18 protein-coding genes are annotated in these 20831 nt (G+C 66.1%); 10 read left to right on the top strand and 8 right to left on the bottom strand.

All coding sequences use genetic code 11. The annotated features are described in order from the left end of the window. Positions 1-51: 51 nt before the first annotated feature. Together AAFP35_RS03425 and AAFP35_RS03420 are read left to right on the top strand one after the other, a co-directional pair. Positions 52-420: a DUF2200 domain-containing protein gene (locus AAFP35_RS03425; protein ID WP_419220146.1), complete on the top strand. Its 369-nt coding sequence runs from the start codon at positions 52-54 to the stop codon at positions 418-420. Positions 421-562: 142 nt separating this feature from the next. Then, entirely contained in the window at positions 563-2128 is a 1566-nt protein-coding gene (locus AAFP35_RS03420) for an AMP-binding protein (RefSeq protein WP_419220145.1), read from the top strand. A 29-nt stretch (positions 2129-2157) separates the two neighbouring features. On the opposite strand, the gene AAFP35_RS03415 is transcribed toward AAFP35_RS03420, so the two are convergent. From AAFP35_RS03415 to AAFP35_RS03390, 6 genes are all read right to left on the bottom strand, one after another. Further along, positions 2158-3231 (bottom strand): glycerophosphodiester phosphodiesterase family protein, encoded by a 1074-nt coding sequence (locus AAFP35_RS03415; protein ID WP_419220144.1) that lies wholly within the window; start codon positions 3229-3231, stop codon positions 2158-2160. Between the two features lie 271 nt (positions 3232-3502). After that, positions 3503-4126, bottom strand: coding sequence for an alpha/beta hydrolase (locus tag AAFP35_RS03410; RefSeq protein ID WP_419220143.1), 624 nt, complete (start codon positions 4124-4126; stop codon positions 3503-3505). A 26-nt stretch (positions 4127-4152) separates the two neighbouring features. After that, a complete protein-coding gene (locus AAFP35_RS03405) occupies positions 4153-4860 on the bottom strand; it encodes a cysteine hydrolase family protein (protein ID WP_419220142.1) in 708 nt (235 codons plus the stop codon). Then, on the bottom strand, positions 4857-5939 hold the full coding sequence (locus tag AAFP35_RS03400; RefSeq protein ID WP_419220141.1) for a ring-opening amidohydrolase: 1083 nt from the start codon (positions 5937-5939) through the stop codon (positions 4857-4859). Before AAFP35_RS03400 ends, AAFP35_RS03405 begins: the two co-directional genes overlap by 4 nt. Continuing rightward, the gene (locus tag AAFP35_RS03395) at positions 5936-7282 is read right to left on the bottom strand and encodes a nucleobase:cation symporter-2 family protein (RefSeq protein WP_419220140.1); all 1347 of its coding nucleotides are present in this window, start codon (positions 7280-7282) and stop codon (positions 5936-5938) included. The genes AAFP35_RS03400 and AAFP35_RS03395 overlap by 4 nt, the downstream gene beginning before the upstream one ends. Before the next feature lie 89 nt (positions 7283-7371). Beyond that, the gene (locus AAFP35_RS03390; RefSeq protein WP_419220139.1) at positions 7372-8031 is read right to left on the bottom strand and encodes a GntR family transcriptional regulator; all 660 of its coding nucleotides are present in this window, start codon (positions 8029-8031) and stop codon (positions 7372-7374) included. 97 nt (positions 8032-8128) lie between these two features. Between AAFP35_RS03390 and AAFP35_RS03385 the strand changes: the two genes are divergently transcribed. Then, positions 8129-9733 (top strand): alkaline phosphatase D family protein, encoded by a 1605-nt coding sequence (locus AAFP35_RS03385; protein ID WP_419220138.1) that lies wholly within the window; start codon positions 8129-8131, stop codon positions 9731-9733. A gap of 474 nt (positions 9734-10207) precedes the next feature. Here AAFP35_RS03385 and AAFP35_RS03380 read toward each other — a convergent pair whose 3' ends face one another. Both AAFP35_RS03380 and AAFP35_RS03375 read right to left on the bottom strand, forming a co-directional pair. Beyond that, on the bottom strand, positions 10208-11041 hold the full coding sequence (locus AAFP35_RS03380; protein WP_419220137.1) for a mycofactocin-coupled SDR family oxidoreductase: 834 nt from the start codon (positions 11039-11041) through the stop codon (positions 10208-10210). Next, positions 11041-11901: an amidohydrolase family protein gene (locus AAFP35_RS03375; protein ID WP_419220136.1), complete on the bottom strand. Its 861-nt coding sequence runs from the start codon at positions 11899-11901 to the stop codon at positions 11041-11043. Before AAFP35_RS03375 ends, AAFP35_RS03380 begins: the two co-directional genes overlap by 1 nt. A gap of 68 nt (positions 11902-11969) precedes the next feature. Here AAFP35_RS03375 and AAFP35_RS03370 point away from each other — a divergent pair, with 68 nt between their 5' ends. From AAFP35_RS03370 to AAFP35_RS03340, 7 genes are all read left to right on the top strand, one after another. After that, a complete protein-coding gene (locus AAFP35_RS03370; RefSeq protein WP_419220135.1) occupies positions 11970-12872 on the top strand; it encodes a LysR family transcriptional regulator in 903 nt (300 codons plus the stop codon). A gap of 208 nt (positions 12873-13080) precedes the next feature. After that, complete coding sequence (locus AAFP35_RS03365; protein ID WP_419220134.1) at positions 13081-15258, top strand: amidase family protein; 2178 nt, start codon at positions 13081-13083, stop codon at positions 15256-15258. A gap of 4 nt (positions 15259-15262) precedes the next feature. Next, the gene (locus tag AAFP35_RS03360; RefSeq protein WP_419220133.1) at positions 15263-16054 is read left to right on the top strand and encodes a 5-oxoprolinase subunit PxpA; all 792 of its coding nucleotides are present in this window, start codon (positions 15263-15265) and stop codon (positions 16052-16054) included. Then, on the top strand, positions 16051-17448 hold the full coding sequence (locus tag AAFP35_RS03355) for a cytosine permease (protein ID WP_419220132.1): 1398 nt from the start codon (positions 16051-16053) through the stop codon (positions 17446-17448). Before AAFP35_RS03360 ends, AAFP35_RS03355 begins: the two co-directional genes overlap by 4 nt. Next, on the top strand, positions 17445-18932 hold the full coding sequence (locus tag AAFP35_RS03350; RefSeq protein WP_419220131.1) for an amidase: 1488 nt from the start codon (positions 17445-17447) through the stop codon (positions 18930-18932). The genes AAFP35_RS03355 and AAFP35_RS03350 overlap by 4 nt, the downstream gene beginning before the upstream one ends. Beyond that, a complete protein-coding gene (locus tag AAFP35_RS03345; RefSeq protein ID WP_419220130.1) occupies positions 18929-19930 on the top strand; it encodes a formamidase in 1002 nt (333 codons plus the stop codon). The genes AAFP35_RS03350 and AAFP35_RS03345 overlap by 4 nt, the downstream gene beginning before the upstream one ends. Positions 19931-20247: 317 nt before the next feature. Beyond that, on the top strand, positions 20248-20745 hold the full coding sequence (locus AAFP35_RS03340) for an HNH endonuclease (protein WP_419220129.1): 498 nt from the start codon (positions 20248-20250) through the stop codon (positions 20743-20745). Positions 20746-20831: the final 86 nt, after the last annotated feature.

The raw sequence follows: 20831 nt of genomic DNA, 5'->3' as shown, positions 1-20831 counted from the left end.
GGCATAATCAGCGACGAGCCAAGAGCGACGGTGACACGGAAGGAGACGGAGATGGCAGGGCACAAGATCTTCGCGACCAGCTTCGCCAGCATCTATCCGCACTACGTGACCAAGGCGGAGCGCAAGGGCCACACCAAGGAGGAGGTCGATCTCGTAATCTCCTGGCTCACCGGCTACGACGATGCGGGTCTCGCGACGGTGATCGACTCCGAGATCGATCTACAGACATTCTTCGACGAGGCACCCGACTTCAACCCCAACGCCGAACTCATCACCGGGGTGATCTGTGGGCATCGGGTCGAAGACATCGACGACCCGATGATGCAGAAGATCCGGTACATGGACAAGCTGGTCGACGAGGTGGCCAAGGGCAAGAAGATGACGTCGATCCTGCGGGGAACCCCACCACCGGGAAAGTGATCCGGCCCGACGTGCGCAGGTGAGAGGCCGCAACAGAACAGCTGACCTCCAGGGCGACGCCGTTGCGGTCGTCGGATCCGATCCGGTTGATCACCGCTACCATCGGCCTCACACCACTGTGTACCCAGGGAGGCCGACGCGGATGCCGGACAGCGCACCACCAGAGACCCCGATCCCGGCGGATTTCACGTTCGCCGCACTGACGCCCGTCTCGTTTCTACCGCGCGCAGCCGAGGCGTTCGCCGATCGCACCGCCATCATCGACGGCGACAAGACCTTCAGCTACGCGGAGTTCCACAGCCGGGTCGGACGGCTGACCGCTGGGCTCGCCGGCATCGGATTACGGCCCGGGGATCGAGTGGCGGCCTTGTGCGGCAACAGCCATGTGATGCTCGAACTGCACAACGCGGTACCGACAATGGGTGCGGTGTTGGTGCCGTTGAACATTCGGCTCTCCGAGCCCGAACTGTCCTACATACTCGACCACAGCGGTGCGAGCGTGCTGGTGGCGACCGTGGAGTTCGCCGAGCGCGCGCGGGCGGTCGGCGCCGCGGCGGGTGTCCGCGTCGTCGTCGAACTCGATGACTACGAGTCGCTGCTGGTCGACGGCGGCGAGTCGGTGTGGCGTGAACCCGACGAACGCGGACTGCTCGCCATCAACTACACCTCGGGCACCACCGGCCGGCCCAAGGGCGTCATGTATCACCATCGAGGCGCATACCTGCAGTCGTTGGCCATGGCCTACCACACGGGTATCGGCCCGGCGTCGAACTATCTGTGGACGCTACCGATGTTCCATTGTGACGGTTGGTGTTTCACGTGGGCCATCACCGCCGCAGGCGGGACCCACGTGTGTCTGCGCGCCATCGACACCGCCCGGATCTGGCAGCACCTGACCCGCGACGGCATCACTCATTTCAGCGCTGCGCCCACGGTGCTGACCATGATCGCCGAGGACCCGGCCGCGAGCCCCGTGGAGCCCACGGTGCAGGCGAGTACGGGAGGCGCCCCGCCCTCGCCTGCTTTGCTCGCCCGGATGAGCGATCTCGGAGTCGAGGTGACCCACCTGTACGGGCTGACCGAGACCTTTGGCCCCATCGCCGTCAACCAGTGGCAGCCAGAATGGAATGACGGGACCGCCTCCGAACGCGCAATCCTCAAGGCCAGACAGGGAATCGGCAACATCTCCGCCGGTGTCCTGCGCGTGCTGACCGCGGAGGGAGACGACGTGCCCGCCGACGGCACCACCGAGGGAGAGCTGGTGGCGCGCGGCAACAACGTGATGCTGGGGTATTACCGTGACGCGCAAGCAACCGCCGCGGCAACTGTGCGAGGCTGGCTGCGCACCGGTGACATCGCGGTGATGCATCCCGACGGCTACGCCGAGATCCGCGACCGCAGCAAGGATGTCATCATCTCAGGTGGTGAGAACATCGCGTCGGTGGAGATCGAACGTGTCCTGGACAGTCACCCCGACGTCGTCGAGTCGGCAGTCGTGGCCCGACCCGACGACCGTTGGGGCGAGGTTCCGATCGCATACGTGACGGTGCGCGCCGGAGCGCAGATCGCCGCGGACGACCTCGTCGGGTACGCGCGGGAGCACCTGGCGCGGTTCAAGGTTCCCAAGGAGATCGTGTTCGCCGACCTGCCGAAGACCTCGACCGGAAAGATCCAGAAGAACGTGCTGCGACAGCGATCGGGAACGTAGTCGAGGGCTCGTGTGCCGGTCGTGTGTGGTCAGCGCACCGGAGCCGGCAACGGCATGCCGCGTTCGCGCAGCACTGCCCGCAGCCGAGTCGGGTAGTCGGTGATGATGCCGTCGACGCCGGCGTCGATCGAGGCGTGCATGGTGGCCGGGTCGTTGACGGTCCAGGGGATCACCGTGAGGCCGAGCCGGTGGGCGCGGGCGACGAATGCGCGGTCGGCGACCAGGCGGAATCCCGGTTCGCCCACCTTGCCGCCGTAGGGTACCGAATAGCCCGGTGAGAGTATGGAAGCGACCTGCCGGGCCCCGTCGATGACGTCGCCACGTGCGGCCGCGTAGGAAACCGGCCCGAGCCAGCGGGAACCAGCCTTCCAGGTGGTCTCATCCCACAACGCCACGCGCGGGATGTCGGGCGCGACGCGTGCTGCGATGTCCAGGGTCCGCCAGTCGAAGCTCTGCAGTGTGGCGCGCACCGGGCTGCCCTGGGCGACCGACGCCGCGCGGATGGCGGCCACCGTCACGGCGACGTACTCCTCGGGTGTGGCCGACTGCCAACGTTTCTCGGCCTCGATTTTGGTCTCGATGTTGAAGCCGACGTGGCGTGCCCCGAGTCGTCGGGTCAGGGCGAAGACGTCGGGAAGAAGGGCGATCCGGTTGCCGATCACCGGTTCGGCCTCCGGATAGTCGGCGAGACGCTCGTCGCAGCGCAGCGTGGCGATCTGGGCGTAGGTGAGGTCGTGGACAACCTTTCCGACGTAAGGGAATTGTCGGTCACCGGCGGTTGCGGGTGCGGTGTCACGGCACTTGTCGGCCTGGATGGTGGGGTCGTGCCAGACGATCGGTTGGCGGTCGCGGGTGAGCACCACGTCGAGCTCGAGCGTGCTGACACCCAGCCGTAGGGACTTCTCGAATCCGTACAGCGATTCCTCGGTGTGCTCGCCGCGTCCACCCCGATGTGCCTGCAGGTCGAAGGAAGTGGTGCGGTAGGTGGGGCCTGGTCCGGGTGGCGCTGCGTCCGCCTGCGGTGTGACGGTGAAGATGCCGATGGCGGTGAGGGCCGACAGCGCGGCCGTGGTCAGGCGTCGTCCAGAGGTCCCCAGGCGCATGAAGTCGAACGCTAGGGGAAGTCGGTTGATCGCGCAATCCCTTGTGGGGCAAGGGTCATCGGGTGTTCATCGGGTGTTCGCCTGGTGTGGTCTCGACCGGCGAGGGGGCGATGGGGCGAGGGGCGAGGGGTGGTGTGGTGTGGTGTTGGTCTCGATACGCCTCGGGCTCGCTGCGCTCGCTCGGGGCTACTCGACCGGCGAGGGGCGAGGATCGAATTGGGATGGCTACTCGACCGGCGAGGCGCGAGAGGTGGCGAGGGGACTGGGGTGGCTACTCGACCGGCGTTGGGGGCGTGGGTGGGTGGGGTGCCAGTTCGTCGACGATGGGGTGGAAGGCGTTGTCGAGGTGTGCGGCGTGGGAGGTGTTCAGCAGCACGCGACGGCCGAAACCGAATGCCTCGCACAGCGAATCGACGGAAGCATGTCGCCGGGGAGGGGAGAGTTCACCGACGGTGAGGGTCAAGGTTGCCGGATCGATCATCGGGCCGCGTGGTTCGAACGCACGGAACATCGCCAACTCTCGTGCCACGGTCGTCCGGTCCGACGACGTCATCGTCGGGTCCCACGCGGGGCCGTACAGCGCGGAACCGAATCCGGGGACGCCATCGGTGTCGAAAGCCTCGACCACGTGCGCCAGCAGCCCGGGGGCCAACGAGCCCGCGGCCGGTTCGTGTAGCCAAGCTCCCGCCATGCCGACTCCGTGGGCCGCCAGTTCGAGGCCTAGTGTGGCGCCGCCACTGACCCCGAACACCACGGCACCGTCACACAGCGGCGCCAGGAACTCGACCTCTTGGGTCAGGTCTCCGGACCGCGGCCGCTCGGGAACACTGACCGAGAAACCGCGCGCGGCAATCAGGTTCGCGGTGGCACGCCACACCGTCGCATCGGTTGCCACACCACACAGCAAGACCGCCCGCCGGGTCATGTCGTGGTGAGCGCGGAGAGCGGATGCAACGCCGACAACAGTTGCTCCGACGTCGCCGTCGCGCCGAACACCCCACCCTGCATGGCGATCATGCTCAGTGCCGCCAGGTGATGATTGTGATCGGTGGCGCCGGTGCAGTCGGAGAGCACCAGACACTCGAATCCGCGGTCGTTGGCCTCCCGCATCGTGGTGTGCACGCACACGTCGGTGGTGATGCCGGTGAGGATCAGGTGCGTGATGCCCGCGCTGCGCAGGATCAGGTCCAGGTCGGTCGCGTAGAAGGCGCCCTTGCCGGGTTTGTCGATGATCGGTTCGCCGGGCTGCGGCGCGACCTCGGGCACGATCTCCCACCCGGGTTCGCCCCGGACCAAGATGCGCCCGCACGGGCCCACGGACCCGATCTCGGCGCCGGCGCGCGCCGATCGCCAGCGTTTGTTCTCGGGCAGATCGCTGAGATCGGGTCGATGTCCTTCGCGGGTGTGGACCACCAGCATTCCCGCGGCTCGACATGCGGCGAGCACCTCGGCGGTCGGAGCGAGTCCGGCGCGGGTCAGCGAGAGGTCGTAGCCCATCGAATCCACATAACCGCCGGGCCCGCAGAAGTCGACCTGCCAGTCGATGAGGAGCAGCGCGGTGCGTTGGGGGTTCAGTGCGCCGTCGTAAGGCCAGGCATACGGATGGGCGTCCACGGTGCTGTCGGTCATGATGGTGTGCCTTCCGAATCGGTGTCGTGGTGGTCGGGTCGGGCCGGGTCGACCTCGTAGATGACGGTCACGCTGCCGCCGCCGGGACGGCCCTGGTGCTCGGCGCCACCGGAGACATACACGGCTCCGTCGCCCTTGATCGCGGCGACGAGTGCACCGACCGCGGCCCGTGCGTGCCTCGTCGCGTTGACGTCGGAGTCCGTCAGCATGGTGTGCCGGAGGTTGCGGATGCTGCCGCTCGGGTCGGCCTCGGCCTTGACGAACAGCTGTCGGATCCGGCCGCCGTGCTCGGCCACGGTGGACGCGGCATCCATCAGGGAGTCCAGGTCGTAGGCGTCTTTCATCTCGGTGTGCAGGGCGCGCAACGGGTTGGACACGTGGGCGCTCTCGCCGACGACCAGCACATGGCACGAGTCCAGTTCGGCGCCGGAGCTCGCCGACGCGCGATTCGACCACGCCGTCCGCGTACCGGCGAGGGCCGCGGTGGCGGTGTCACCGTCGATCTCGCCCAGCGACAGCGCGATACCCAGGGAACTCGCCGCCCGCGAGCGCGCCATCGACTCATAGGTGTCGTCGCAGATCGGTTCGATGCCGCGCGCCCGAAGACCCGCGATGTCGGTGGAGGTCAGCAGCGGACACTTGACCAGAACCAGGTGGACGTCGGTGGAGGCGATGCCGAGTTCGGCGACCAGCTTCGCGACGGTGTCGCGAACGGCTTCCATCTGACCGGCCCGACCGACCTCCTCGGGAGGGATCGGGCTGGTGTTGCCGGCGGCCGCGACCAGCCCGCGATCGTGGCGAGAGTCATTGGTGTCGTCGGCGATCAGCAGGTTGACGTGCGGTGCCAGCACCCCTTCGGTGCCACCGGAGAACACCGTGACGGCATCGGCGCCCAATTGCGGTTCCCAGGCCGCAGCGGCCAGGGTACGGCTGAAATCGTTGACGCAGCCGTTGCCTTCTGTCTTGCCGACCACCGCGAGTATCTTCTCCGCGCCGATACCCTTTGGGGACAACAGTTTCAGGGCACTCACATCGTCGGGACCTGCGGTGGGTGAGGTGAACAATCGAACTCCGGTCATGCCACGACCTCCTTGTCGGGGATGGGATCTGACGTGGGCGGGCCGGAAGGTCCGCCGCGCCGAGGTAGATGGTGGAAGAAGATGTTGAGCACGAAGGCCACGATCACGGCGCTGCTGATGGCGTTGCCGAAGATGATCTGCACCTCGGCGGGGAAGTTCGAGTACACGTCCTTCGACACCACCGGGATCATGCCCGCACCGAGCGCCAGCGAGACGATGAGCAGGTTGTCGTTGTCGCGGTAGTCGACCTTGGACAGTGTGCTGATCCCGGTTCCGGCGACGGTTGCGAACATCACGAGGCTGACCGATCCGATCACCGCGCCGGGGAGACTTGCGATGGTCTCACCGAGTTTCGGGATCACCGCGAGAACGATCAGGATCGCACCGGCCATCACCACTACGGCGCGACTGGTGATCCTGGTGATCCGTACCAAACTGACATTCTGAGCAAAGATGGTGTCCGGGAACGATGTCCAGGCTCCGGCCAGAACCGCGGAGACGCCGTCGGCGGCCAGGCCCCGAGCGATGCGCGGTGGGTCGGCGTCGATTCCGGTCGTCTCGGAGATCGCCATCATGTAGGCCGTCGACTCGATGAAGATCACCATCATCACGATGCTCATCGAGATGATCCCTGCGAGAGGGAAGCTCGGCGCGCCGAACAAGAACGGTTCCGGAATCCCGAACCAGGCGGCGCCGCCGACTCCCGAGAAGTCCGTCAGCGACATCGCCGCGGCCGCAATCGTACCGAGAACGAGTGCGATCAGAACTGCTGCCTGCCGGACGAATCCACGGCCGTAGCGCATCAATGCGACGACGATGATGATGATGCCCAGCGCGAGCGACAGTCGCGATCCGTCGGCGGGTCCGTCGTCGAAGATCATCGACACCGCCTTGCCGATCAAGGACAGCCCGATCATCGTGACCGCCGCGCCGCGGACCGCCGGTGGGAAGTAGCGCAACAGCTTCGAGAACGGCACCGCCATGAGGACCGCGAACACGCCGGCCCCGATCATGGAGCCGTACACCGCATTCAGGCCGTACTCCTGCCCGATCATGATCATCGGGGTGACCGCGGTGAACGAGGCGCCTGCGACCACCGGCATCCGCGCGCCCAACACCTTGCCGACACCGGCGGCCTGGATGATGGTGATGATGCCTGCGATCAGGAGGTCGGCGTTCACCAACAGGCCGACCGTGCGTTTGTCCAGGTCGAGCGCCGCCCCGAACACCAGGGGGACGGTGACACAGCCCGTGTACATGACGATGACGTGTTGGGCGCCGAAGATGCCGGCACGCCCGAGGCCGGATAATCCGCCCACCCTGCTCAGGGAGAGGTTTCGCATACGACATTCGTATACGTTTCACGTGTCGTCAGCGTTAGTCACCGTTACAGATGCGTAAACCGGCTCAGATTCGTATACGAATCAGCGGTTCACAACAGCGCACGAACCAGATCCTCGTCCTTCTTGACGTGCTCGTCCATCAGATATCCGGCCTGGACGGGCGAGCCGTCGAGGATCGCACCCGCGATCGCGGTGTGGTCACGCCAGCAACGATCGGCGCGATTCTCGACGTTGCGGTCGAAGACCCAGGCGATACGCCGCAGCGTGTGTTCCAGGGTGCGTGACAACTCCTGGTTCCCCGATGCCGCCGCGACGAGTGAATGGAATCGCATCACCAGCGGCGGAACCTGGTGGTGCTGCTTGGATCGTTCGGCGCGTGTACCGGATTCGGTGACCAGCCGCAGATCGTCGGCGAAATCGCCGCCGAGCCGTTCGGCGGCAAGGCGGGCGCCGAAGACCTCCAGTCCGCGACGAACCTGCATCACCTCGAGCGCATCGGCCCGCGAGGCCCCGGAGACGGTTGCACCCTTGTAGCGTTCGAGATTGACGAACCCTTCGCTTTGCAACTGGGACAGTGCCTCTCGGACCGGCACCCGTGACACACCGAAACGTTCGGCGAGCATCGGCTCGGGCAGACGGTCGCCGGGACGCAGATTCCCGTCGAGGACATCGTCGCGAATCGCCGAGGCGATGGCCTCCCGTGTCGCCGGCTCTCTGAGTGATGCGGTGAGATCCGGGTCGGTGTTCATCTGGCCAGGATAAGCCGACCGGCGACGCGGCGCTGTCGACAGAGCAGGGACGTGTGTCACCTCGTGGTCACCACGCGTTCGCCGAATCGTGGGACAGATGAGCAAGTCTGAGCGAATGCCTGCCAATCCGCGTCGCTCGTCCCTGTCCCGCAGATCTGTCCTGCGTGGTGTTGCCGCCGGTGCTTTGTTCGTCCCGGCCGGTTCCATGGTGGCCGCCTGCGGTGACTCCAACTCCGGTCCCGGGATCACTCGTGCGCGGCCGACGCTGACCCACGGAGTCGCAACCGGAGAGGTCACCTCCGGAGGGGCCGTCGTCTGGGCGCGTTCGGACGCACCGGCGACGATGATCGTGGAGACCTCGGCAACCGAATCCTTCACCAACGCGCGAACGTTCCGCGGACCGCGGCTCACCCCGAACAGTGACGGCACCGGCCATCTGCGGGTGGCGGGTCTCGAACCCGGACAGACCGTGCACTACCGCGTCACCCTCGAGGGAGAAGACGGTGCGGTCGGTGAGCCGGCGACCGGAGTGTTCACGACGGCGCCGGTGGTGGCCAAAGACATCCACTTCCTGTGGTCGGGCGACGTCGTCGGACAGGGCTGGGGGATCAATCCCGAGATGGACGGGTTGACCATCTTCGGCACGATGGCCGACCGTGGACCCGACTTCTTCATCCACTCCGGGGACGCCATCTACGCCGACGGTCCCATCGAGGCCACCCAGGAACAGAACAACGGGGAGATCTACCGCAACATCACCTCACCCGCCAAATCGCATGTGGCGCAGACCGTCGACGACTATCGCGGCAACTATGCCTACAACCTGACGGACAAGCATTACCGCCGGTTCAACGCGACCGTGCCGCAACTCGTCCAATGGGACGATCACGAGGTCATCAACAACTGGTTCCCGGGAGAGGATCTCACCGGTCAGAAGCGGGACGGCTACACCCAGATGCATGTGGACACCTTGGCCGCAAGCGCGCGACAAGCGTGGTCCGAATGGCAGCCGGTGCAGCTCGGTCCGTCGAATCGGCTGTACCGCACCGTCTCCTACGGGCCGCTGCTCGACGTCTTCCTCCTGGACATGCGCAGTCACAAGGACCCCAATCCGAATGCGTGGTCGACCGAGGACGACGCCGGGTTGTTGGGAGCGGAGCAGACACAGTGGCTCATCGACTCGCTCAAGCGCTCCACCGCCACGTGGAAGGTGATCGCCAACGATCTGCCGCTGTCCATCGTGGTGCCCGACAAGAACACCGACCCCGACAACGGGCCCGCGTCCATGGAGGCGGTGGCCCAAGGCGACAACGCTGCCCCACGTGGACGCGAGATCGCGTTCTCGCGCATCCTGTCCCAGACCAAGGATGTCACCGGGATGGTGTTCCTCACCGCCGACGTGCATTACACCGCCGCCATCTCCTACGAGCCGGAGCGGGCCTCGTTCAAGGACTTCGCACCCTTCTGGGAATTCGTCTCCGGCCCGCTGCATGCGGGTGCGTTCCCGCAGAGTCCGCTCGACGGTACGTTCGGTGCCCGATACGAGTTCGTCCACGCACCGACCGAGGAGAACACCTCGCCGGCCGAAGGGTTCCAGCACTTCGGTGAGGTCGGCATCGCTGCCGACACCAAGGTGCTCACCGTCGGTCTGTGTGACGCGGGTGGAAAGGTGCTCTACCGCAAGGAGCTCAGCCCGCGGTAGGGGCTTTGTGTGTCGTGGGGTGGGGCTGGATTGGTCTCGTGGTCTCGTGGTCTCGATACGCCTCGGGCTCGCTGCGCTCGCTCGTGGCTACTCGACCGGCGTGGGGAAAGTGGCTACTCGACCGGCGGTGGGGGGCTTCTCGACCGGCGGTGGGTGGTCTCGATACGCCTCGGGCTCGCTGCGCTCGCTCGTGGCTACTCGACCGGCGACGGGGGGCTACTCGACCGGCGTGAGGGAAGTGGCTACTCGACCGGCGACGGGGGGCTACTCGACCGGCGTGAGGGAAGTGGCTACTCGACCGGCGACGGGGGGCTACTCGACCGGCGTGAGGGAAGTGGCTACTCGACCGGCGACGGGGGGCTACTCGACCGGCGTGAGGGAAGTGGCTACTCGACCGGCGATCGGGGTTACTCGACCGGGGTGGGGGAAGTGGCTACTCGACCGGCGATGGGGGAGGTGGCGACTCGACCGGCGTCAGATCCGGTTCGCGGAAGTGCCCAGGTTGACCTCGAGGACGGTGCCGGTGGTGAGGCCCGGGTCGTCGACGAAGTACATGACGGCACGAGTGACGTCCTCGGGTTCGAGCCACGGGATGCCGAGAGGCCCGAGGCCGGCGAACACCGGCTTGGCATCGTCGGGTGACGGATCGTCGAGATCGGGACGGAAGCGTCGCAAGGTGGTCTCGTTCATGACCATCGGTGTGTCCACCGAGGTCGGGCAGACGACGTTCGCGGTGATTCCGTACGAACCCACCTCGAGCGCCACCGATTTGACGAACCCGATGATTCCCCACTTGGTGGCGGAGTAGTGCGACAGGTCCTTCATACCGCCGCGCCCGGCGCCCGACGACACCCCGACGACACGGCCGAAGCGATTGCGCTTCATCGCGGTCACGGCGGCGCGGACACAGTGAAAGGTGCCGGTGAGGTTGGTGCCCACCATGTCGGCCCACTGTTCGTCGGTCATGTCCTCGAGCGGTACGAAGGCGCAGATACCGGCATTGGCGACGAGGATGTCGAGGCGGCCGTGCTGATCCACGATGTGGTCGACGAGTTCGGTGACCGCGGTGGAATCGCGCACATCGAGCTGGACCGCGGTCGCTTGGCCGCCCGCGTCGACGATCTCGGCGACGGTCGTCTCCAACTCCGCAGGCGTCGCCAGCGGATAGTTGACGGTGTCGACCTGGTGCGCGATGTCGCTGACGTAGACATGTGCGCCTACTGCGGCAAGGGCCCGGGCGTGGCTGCGGCCCTGCCCGCGGGCGCCGCCGGTGACCCATGCGATCCGCCCCGACAGATCGGGCGTCATCACTCCCCGAATCCGTAGACGGCCGCGGCGTTGTCGCGATAGAAGCGATCCTGATCGGCCGATGTCGACTCGCCGACGATGTCGTCCAGTGACGCGCGTAGTTGCTTGTAACTGCCGGCCATGTGCTCGATCGGGATGTTGCTGCCGAACATGACCCGGTCCCAACCGAACGCGCTCACCGCGTGTTCGATCCACGGACGCAACGTGTTCGGAGACAGATCCATCGTCGTCATCCCTAATCCGGAGATCTTGCACCGGGCGCGCGATTGCTCAGCGCAGCGGGTCATCGCCTGTTGCCACTGCGACCAGGCGGTGTCGTCGGTGCCGGTGGGCCAACCGGTGTGTTCGAGAACGACGGTGAGGTCGGGAAACCCGGCCAATGTACGCAGCCAATCGTCCATGGTGCCGGGATGGGTCACGAGGTCGAAGACCAGTTCGTGATCGTCGAGCCAGTGCAGCACCGTGCGCGCGGCCGGTGAGTCCGGTGCGAAGTCGTACAGCACTCGCGCGCCACGAAAGTGCGGGGTCGTCGCGAGTTGGGTGTCGAGGTCGGCGAGAACGTCGGACTCCGGCAGAGTCGGGTCGACGGTGCCGATGAACCGCATGTCTGCGCCGCGGTCGGCCGCGATGCCGCTCACCCAACGCAACTCGTCCAGATACGCGCGTGGTGCCGTCGCCGCGGAGACATGGACGAACCGTTCCACGGGAAAGCCATCCGCCGCCGCGGCGTACTCGTCGAGTCCGAAGCTCGGCCAGAGGTCGGGTCGCCCGAGGTCGTCGGCCATCGCCTGCAAACCGGGATACCAGGGGTTGGTCAGATCCCAGAGGTGTACGTGAGCATCGACGACGGAGTCAGGCATGACGACATCGTCGCGGCTGACCTCGGTGAATCACCAACACCGATTGCCTATCGATCTAGTATCGGAGGATGCTAGATGTGTCGCTGCGGGAGCTTGAGTACGTCGTGGCGGTGCATCGCGAACGCGGCTTCACCCGCGCCGCACGTCACCTACACATGGCCCAACCCGCCCTCAGCCAGGCGATCATCCGGTTGGAACGTCGTCTCGGGGTGTCGCTTTTCGAACGTACGAGCCGTCGTGTGGAACCGACACCGGCCGGTGAGGAGTTCGCGAGGGAGGCCCGCGACATCATCGACCGGGTGCGGGTGGCCGTGACCAATGTGACGGGTCGGCCGCCGCAGGTGCTCACCGTGCACGTCAGCGAACCCGCTCTGGAGACGCCACGCCGACTGATGGCCGCGTTGCGCGCCACCGATCCAGATCTGTCGGTCCACTTGACGACCCTGCCACGCTCGCTGACGGGGGACGACTCGGCGCGGGCGCAGCTGTCGGTCACCATCGGCGAACCCATCCGTGTGCCGGGCGCGGTGAGCGAACCCATCCGCAGCGAACGTGTGGGTGCGTTGATGACACGCGAGCATCCGCTCATCGACGCAGCCGTGGTGACGGCGGACGATCTCGAGCGGTATCCCGTGGTGTCCATCGACGACCAGCTCAGTCGGTGGAACCGGTGGGTCACCGGTTGGATGCGCGAGCAGGGCAAGCGGCCACGGTGGACCACCTCCGCGGTGTTCGGCATCGTCGCCGGCAGCGACATGGTCACCGACGACCACTGCTTGTTCGTATGCCTGGAATCGGTGGCATCGGATGTTCCCGAGGCCTTCACCTGGACGCCGCTGGCCCCGACCGCCACGGCGACCTGGTATCTCAACTGGATGCAAGCCCAGGCCGATTCTGTCGAGCTGGCGCGAGGTCTCGACATCGCCCACGACTTCGCGACGCAGTCCGGGTGGACGGTGCAGACCCGGTAACCACGTTTCGTCGTGTTGATATGTGCGCGGTACTGATACACACACGGACCCAACAGGTCTGAGTCCCGAACGTCGCAACCGCTCGGTCGGTGGGGCCGGCCGCCACCGTCACACGGTCGTAACGCAACGCGAACACTGACGTCATTGCGCCGGACAACACTTCCCTCAGTGTGATCACGCCACACGGCACAGGGGAGGTGATATCACAATGACCATTGATTCGGCAGAGCCGACGGTGGCGGAGTCGGTGTATCAGGAGATCCGACGCAGCATCGTCGACGGGCGCATCAAGCCCGGGACGCGTGTGTCCATCCGATCCCTGGCGCAATCGTCGGGTGTCTCGACCATGCCCACCCGGGAAGCGCTGAAGCGCCTGCAATTCGAAGGTTTGGTCGCATTCGACCGCCGAGCGGTCACGGTGACGGCGCTCGATGCCGACGAGATCCGTCAACTCTTCGCCATCAGGCTGAGGCTCGAGTTGCTGGCCACCGAATGGGCCTTGAATCGTCTCGACGGCGACGGGATCGTCGCCATGCGTGCGGTTCTCGACGAGATGTCCGATCCGTGCATTGCCCCAGATGTGTGGCGAGAACTCAACCGGGAGTTCCACCAGACCTTCTACGGCCATGCGCAGAGTCGCTACCTCATCGAACTGATCCACAACATCTGGGACCGGATCCAGCCCTACATGGCGATCTACGCGTCGCAGGTGCACAACCTCGACGACGCGAGACAGCAGCACGAGCACATGTTTCGGCTGATGGTCGAGCGCAGCCTCGAAGAACTGCTGGATGCCACTCGTCACCACCTCGAACACACCGCCGAGGCCATCGTCGGCGCACTCGCCGGGCCTCGTACGGCGGAGAAGGAGAAACACGTGAACTACGAAGAACTGTCGGTCGATTCGTTCCATCGGATGCTCGAGGGCGGTGAGACGACGAGTACGAAACTGACCCGGTGGTATCTGGAGCGGATCGCCGACATCGACTCGGTCGAGAACCCCGACGGTCCGGGGATCAACTCGGTGGTGACGGTGAACCCGACGGCACTGCAAGATGCCACTCGACTCGACGAGCAGTTCGCGCGCACGGGAAAGCTGGTCGGCCCACTGCACGGCGTGCCGATCCTCGTCAAGGACCAGGGTGAAACACAAGGCATCGCCACCTCATTCGGTTCCGAGGTGTTCGCCGACTACGTCCCGGACACCGATGCCGTGGTGGTGCGCAGACTCCGCGACGCCGGCGCGGTGATACTCGGCAAGACCACGATGTGCGACTTCGCGGCAGGCTGGTTCTCCTTCTCGTCGCGGTCCGGACACACCAAGAACCCCTACGACACCGACAGGGAGACAGGCGGTTCGAGCGCGGGAACCGCTGCCGCCGTCACCGCAAACCTGTGCCTCGTCGGCATCGGCGAGGACACCGGCGGGTCCATCCGGCTGCCGTCGTCGTTCACGAATCTCTTCGGACTGCGCGTGACCACCGGCCTCATCCCGCGTACCGGCTTCTCCCCGCTGCTGCACTTCCAGGACACACCCGGTCCGATGGCGCGTTCGGTGACCGATCTGGCGGCCGTCCTCGACGTCATCGCCGGTTACGACGCCACCGATACCTACACCGGCACGGCGACCGCCAACACCGACATCGGGAACTATGCTGCCGCCGTCGGCGAGGTGAATGCCGACACCGCAGGCACTTTCCGGATCGGCGTGCTGACCGACGCGTTCGGAGAGGGCGTCGACCAGGAATCGACGAACGCGGTGGTGCGCTCGGCGATCACCGAACTCGAACGGCTCGGCGTGGACGTGGTCGACGGGCTGGAACTCGGCGATCTGACGACATGGATCGCGGACACCTCCCTCTACACGCTCGGTTCCAAGTCGGATATCGACGGGTTTCTGGCGGCCCGTCCCCAGGCGCCCGCGTCGTCGGTCGAAGAGATCGTCGCGGCCGGAAAGTTCCACCCGCTCACCGATCTGTTCGGCGACCTGATCTCCGCGCCGGACAACCCGGATGACGACCCGGTCTACCTGCGTGGACGGCTGCGGCAGGAGGAATGGCGGCGCACCCTCATCGCGCTGATGTCGGAGGCGGGCGTCGACTTCCTGGTCTATCCCACTGTCCAGGTCCCGGCGCCCACCCGCGCCGATCTGGAAGCAAAGCGATGGACGGCGCTGGACTTTCCGACCAACACGGTCATCGCATCCCAGACCTCCATGCCGGCCATGAGCATTCCCGGCGGATTCACCGACACCGGCCTGCCGGTGGGTGTGGAGGTGCTCGGCCGACCGATGTCCGAACTGTCCCTGCTGCGCTTCGCCCGAGCCTGGGAACTGGCCGCGAGTCCGCGGCGGCCGGCGGAACTCGTCTCCCGAGCGTCCGCGTGAGCCGATGATCCTCGACATCAACTGCGATCTGGGGGAAGGCTTCGGCGTCTACTCGTACGGGGCCGACGAGGAGATGATGCCCCTGATCACGTCGGCCAACATCGCCTGCGGATTCCACGGCGGCGACCCCGCGGTGATGCGTGAATCCGTGGAACAGGCTGTGACACAGGGTGTTGCGATCGGAGCGCATGTGGGCCTGGACGACCGGATCGGGTTCGGTCGGCGTGAGGTGCCCACGACCGCACAGCAGGCCTACGACCTGTGCCTCTATCAGATCGGCGCGCTCGAGGCCTTCGTCCGGGCATCCGGCGCGCGCATGCAACACGTCAAACCCCATGGGGCGCTGTACATGATGGCCAACCGCGATCCAGACCTCGCCGAGGCGATCTGTCGGGCCGTCCTGAGCTGGGACCCGACGCTGTTCCTGTACGTCCTGCCTGATTCGGAATTACACCGCCGGGCAAGCGATGCCGGACTTCCGGTGATGCCGGAGATCTTCGCCGACCGACCGTACCGCGACGACGCGGTCCAGATGTACAACCGCACCGTCGGCGACGTCGGCGACGCCGATGCCGTCATCGCCAGAACACTCGCGCAACTGCGCGGACCACACCGCGCGCAGATCGCCACGGTGTGCATGCACAGCGACACGACCAACGCGCCGGCACTGCTGCCGACGTTACGGACCGCCCTCATCGACGCGGGCTACTCCTTTGCCGCGCCCACCGCCACGCTCGACGGCGAGCTCATGCGGTGCGCGACCCAGAACCCAATGAAACAGGAGGGACTCGTATGACATCGCGAACCGAGACCACACCACCAAGTGCACCCTCGTCCCGCTCGCTGCGATCCAGGCGCCGACCCGACGTCGAACAAGAACACCACGGTGGGCTCGAGGAAGAGTTCGAGAACGTACCCGTCCCACAATCACACCGGCGATCGGTGTTCTCCGTGTCGGCGGTGTGGTTCGGCTTCCCGATGGTGCTCACCTCGGCGATCTTCGGCGGCACCATCGTCTACGGCCTGGGGTTCTGGAAGGGCATCCTGTCCATCGTCATCGGCAACCTCGTGCTGTTCGCCTACGTCGGTTCGCTCTCGTACCTCGCGGGCAAGACGGGAAAGAACTTCGCACTCAGCGCCGCAGAGACATTCGGGCGCAACGGCGCCAAGATCGTCGCGGGCTTCCTGTCGACCGTGGTGATCGGGTGGTTCGCCTTCCAGACCGGGTTGACCGGCGCGACCCTGGAAACCTCCCTCGGATGGAACGCCACACTTCTCGCGCTGATCGCCGGTCTGCTCTACATCGGCGTCACCTTCATCGGCATTCGTGCATTGACCGTCATCGGACTCATTGCCGCGCCGCTGTTCATCGCGCTCGGCATCGTCGCCGTCGTGATCGCCACCCGGACCGACGGCGTCGGTTCGATCACCTCCTTCCAGGGCGCCAGTGACGCCACCGTTCTCTCGATCGGTGCCGCGGTCACGATCGTCATCGCAGGTTTCGTCGACTCCGGCACCATGACAGCCGATTTCACCCGGTGGTCGCGCAACGGCAAGGAAGCCGTCGTCGCCACCTTCAGCGCCTTCCCGATCGCGAACATGATCGCGATGATCGTCGGTGGAATCGTGGTCGCCGCAGGTGCTGCGATCGATCCGGCCAAGAACGGCGGCGACTTCCTGCCGATCCTCACCGAACACGGTGCGGTGCTGACGGTTCTCGCGGTGATCTTCGTGTTCGTCAACCTCGGCTCGGTATGCGCGCACTGCCTGTACAACGGTGCCGTCGGGTGGAGCCAGCTCACCGGATCCAAGATGCGACTGCTGACGATCCTGCTGGGTGCGGTCGGTCTCGTGATCGCGCTGGCCGGGGTGTGGAGTCACTTCAGCACCTGGCTCAACCTGCTGGGCATCTTCGTCCCGTCGATCGGTGCGGTGCTCATCGTCGATCAGCTGATCACCCGACGTGCCGCCGCGCGTGAGATCACCGGCTTCCGGATGCAGCCGTTCGCGGCGTGGGTCATCGGCGCAGCATGTGCGTACGCGGTGCACCACTGGGCTCCTCAGCTGAGCGAAGCAATCGTCGGGATGGTGTGCGCCGCCGTCGCCTACCTCATCATCGAGGCCGTCCTTCCGGATCGGATCAGCAAGACCACGACGCGCAGCACCACGGAAATCGAGGTCGCCGGATGACGGTCGCCGCCGACGTCGACCTGCAGCGGGCATCGGCGGTCGAGATCGCATCGCTGATCAGGACGGGGGTGATCACCGCCGCCGAGGTGGTGGAGAGCGCCCTCGCCCGGGTCGACGCCGTCGACGACCGTCTGCATGCCTTCGTCGAACGCACCGATGCCTTGGCCCGATCACAGGCCGCTGACGTCGACGCCGCTCTCGCCCGTGGCGACGACCCGGGACCGCTGGCCGGCGTGCCGATCGCCATCAAGGACCTGATCGCCACCGCAGGCGTGCCGACCCGGAACGGGTCGGTCGCCTACGCGGATTGGGTTCCCGACGAGGACGACATCGTCGTGGAGCGGGTCAAGGGCGCCGGCGCGGTGATCTTGGGCAAGACGACGGTGCCGGAGTTCGGGTACAGCGGGGTCGGCCACAATCCGGTGTCGCCCGCGGCGCGCAACCCCTGGAACCCGTCGCTGACCCCGGGCGGATCGTCGGCGGGTTCGGCGATCGCGGTGGCCACCGGGATGTCGCCGTTGGCGTTGGGCAGCGATGGCGGCGGCTCGGTACGGATACCGGCATCGCTGTGCGGTCTGGTGGGCTTCAAGGCGTCGATGGGCCGGGTGCCGCTGTATCCGGGGTGCCGGGACGAGCGGTTTCCCGGTGTATCGAGTTGGGAGACACTCGAACACATCGGCCCGATGACCCGCACGGTCGAGGACACCGCGCTGCTGATGTCGGTGATCGCCGGACCGGACCCGCGGGATCGCCACTCGCTACCGGCCGGCGATGTCGATTGGCGCAGTGCGATGTCCGGCCTGGCAGATCGAGGCCTGGCCGGCAAACGGATCGCCTACTCGGCCGATCTCGGATACCTGCCGGTCGACCCACAGGTCCGATCGGTGGTCGGGTCGGCGGTCACGGCGTTCGAGGAGCTGGGTGCGACGATCGTGGAGGTCGATCCCGGCATCGACGACCCGCGTGCACACATCTGGCCCATCGTCATGGCCGACAGCGACCTGGCCGGGATGCGCCGTATGGTCGCCGAGCATCGGGATCAGATGTCTGCGCATCTGGTCGAACTGATCGAACGGCCATGGACTGCAGAGGAATTCACGAATGCCCAGATGGTCCGTAAGCGTGTAGTCAACCAGATGTGGCGGTTCATGCAGAATTACGACCTGCTGCTGACACCGACCCTGGCGGTCCCGGCGTTTCCGGTGGGGATGCAGGGGCCCGAACTCATCGGCGGCCGCATGGTGGATTCCGGGAGTTGGTTGGGTTTCCTCAACATCTTCAATCTGACCGGCCAGCCGGCGATGTCGGTCCCGGCCGGATTCACCGACGACGGCCTGCCCGTCGGAATGCAGATCGTCGGACCGCATCTCGGCGACGCCGACGTGTTGTCGGCGGCCGGGCTGTTCGAGCAGCAACGGCCGTGGCGTGACCGGTGGCCCGATCTGCCGACGCCAGACCCGACCCGAGAGGAACTCACCCGATGACCGGACTCGACGGACTCAATCCCACACCGGGAGCCCTGGTGGTGGGCTTGGTACAGGCCCAGGTACCGACGATCGCGGCACCCGTCGACCTCAAGGCGACCGCCGAGCGTCTCGCCGACATCGTGAGGCGCGCCAAACGTGGCATGCCCACCCTCGACCTGATCGTGATGCCGGAGTACAGCATCAACGGCTTGGAGCCACAGACGTGGCTCGACGATTCGCTCCTGTGCGATCGCGACGGTCCAGAGATGGCGATGCTGGCCGACGCCTGCCGCGACGCCGATGTGTGGGGTTGCTTCTCGATCATAGAACGCAACCCCGACGGTGCGCCCTGGAACAGCGGGCTCATCATCGACAACCAAGGGCGCGAACGCCTCTACTACCGCAAGATGCATCCGTGGGTCCCGGCCGAACCCTGGTGTCCGGGCGATCTCGGTGTCCCGGTGTGCGACGGGCCCGCCGGATCCAAGCTGGCACTGATCATCTGCCACGACGGCATGCTGCCCGAGATGGCGCGGGAGGCCGCCTACAAGGGTGCGAACGTCATCCTACGAACCGCGGGGTACACCTATCCGATTCAGCAGGCGTGGCAGATCACCAATCAGGCCAACGCTTTCCAGAATCTGGCATACACCGTGTCGGTGGCACTGGCCGGACCCGACCAGAACAACATCTGGTCCCAGGGCGAGGCGATGGTCTGCGATGTCGACGGAACGGTTCTGGTCCGCGGGGACGGCACCCCCGATCGGGTGGTGACGGCCGAGGTGGTCCCGGCGCGTGCCGACGAGGCCAGACGGACGTGGGGTGTCGAGAACAACATCTACCAGCTCGGTCACCGCGGGTACTCCGCCGTCGAAGGCGGGGCACAGGACTGCCCGTACACGTTCATGCAGGATCTGGTGGCGGGCACCTATGCGGTGCCGTGGGAGGCCGATGTCGACCACGTCGACGGCACGAGTGCGGGCTGGGACGTGCCCGCGAAGGTGCGGGCGCAGTAGGCCGACCGGGCAAAACGTGCGGGCGCAGAAGGCGCGACCCGGGCACAATGTCGTCGACATCGTTGTGTGGTCGTGACTACGCTGGGTCGTGTCGGTCGAGCCCGGCCGAATACCACTCGACAAGACCAGGAAGGAGTAGACGCAGGTGTCCACCGAGAATTTGCGCTTTGGCCGCGAACTCGATTGTCCGCGTGAACCTCGTGCTCACACGCTGAGCTGGTGCACAACCAGCGATCTCACGCACTGCGTCACCCTCGGCTGAATCCCCGTCGGTCGGCGCGCATCATCGTTCGCCGCCGCATCGAGGAGTGACTGCCATGACCGTCTTCGTCACCAACGCCGGATTACAGATCTTGGCGCGTGTCACCTGGCAACGCGCCGCCGTCCTGTTGACCTCGGGGGTCGCCCGCAATATCGAGGGCGTGCCGCTGGTGCGAGTGGTGCACTCGCCGACCATCACCCAGCCGATCCACAAGGTCATCGCTATCAAACGTGATGCGTATCGGCCCTACGCAGGCAAGTCGATGGATTCCTACGCGTCGGGCGAGATCATCCTGCGCCGTGACCAGTGGATCTGCGCCTACTGCGAAGGCCCCGCCGACACCGTCGACCACATCGTCCCGCAGTCGCGGGGCGGGCAGAGTACGTACGGCAACCAGGTGGCCGCCTGCAAGTCGTGTAACGGCTTCAAGGCCAATCGCACACCGCGGCAGGCGGGTATGGCACTGCGTCACGCCCCGTTCGTCTACGACCCGTGGGCCGACGACCAGAAAGAGGTGTGGTCGTTGTTCACCTTGGGGTACCGCACGGCGTGAGCGTGCGGCCGGGCGCACCGGCTGCGAGGCATTCCCGCTCATCTATCTCGTTTCCGCGCACTCAGTCGAGTGCGCGGGAACGACAT

The sequence above is a fragment of the Gordonia sp. CPCC 206044 genome (assembly GCF_048537895.1).
Lineage (GTDB): Bacteria > Actinomycetota > Actinomycetes > Mycobacteriales > Mycobacteriaceae > Gordonia.
The sequence above is the reverse complement of the archived record's forward strand: the minus strand, read 5'-3'. Positions and strand labels throughout refer to the sequence as shown.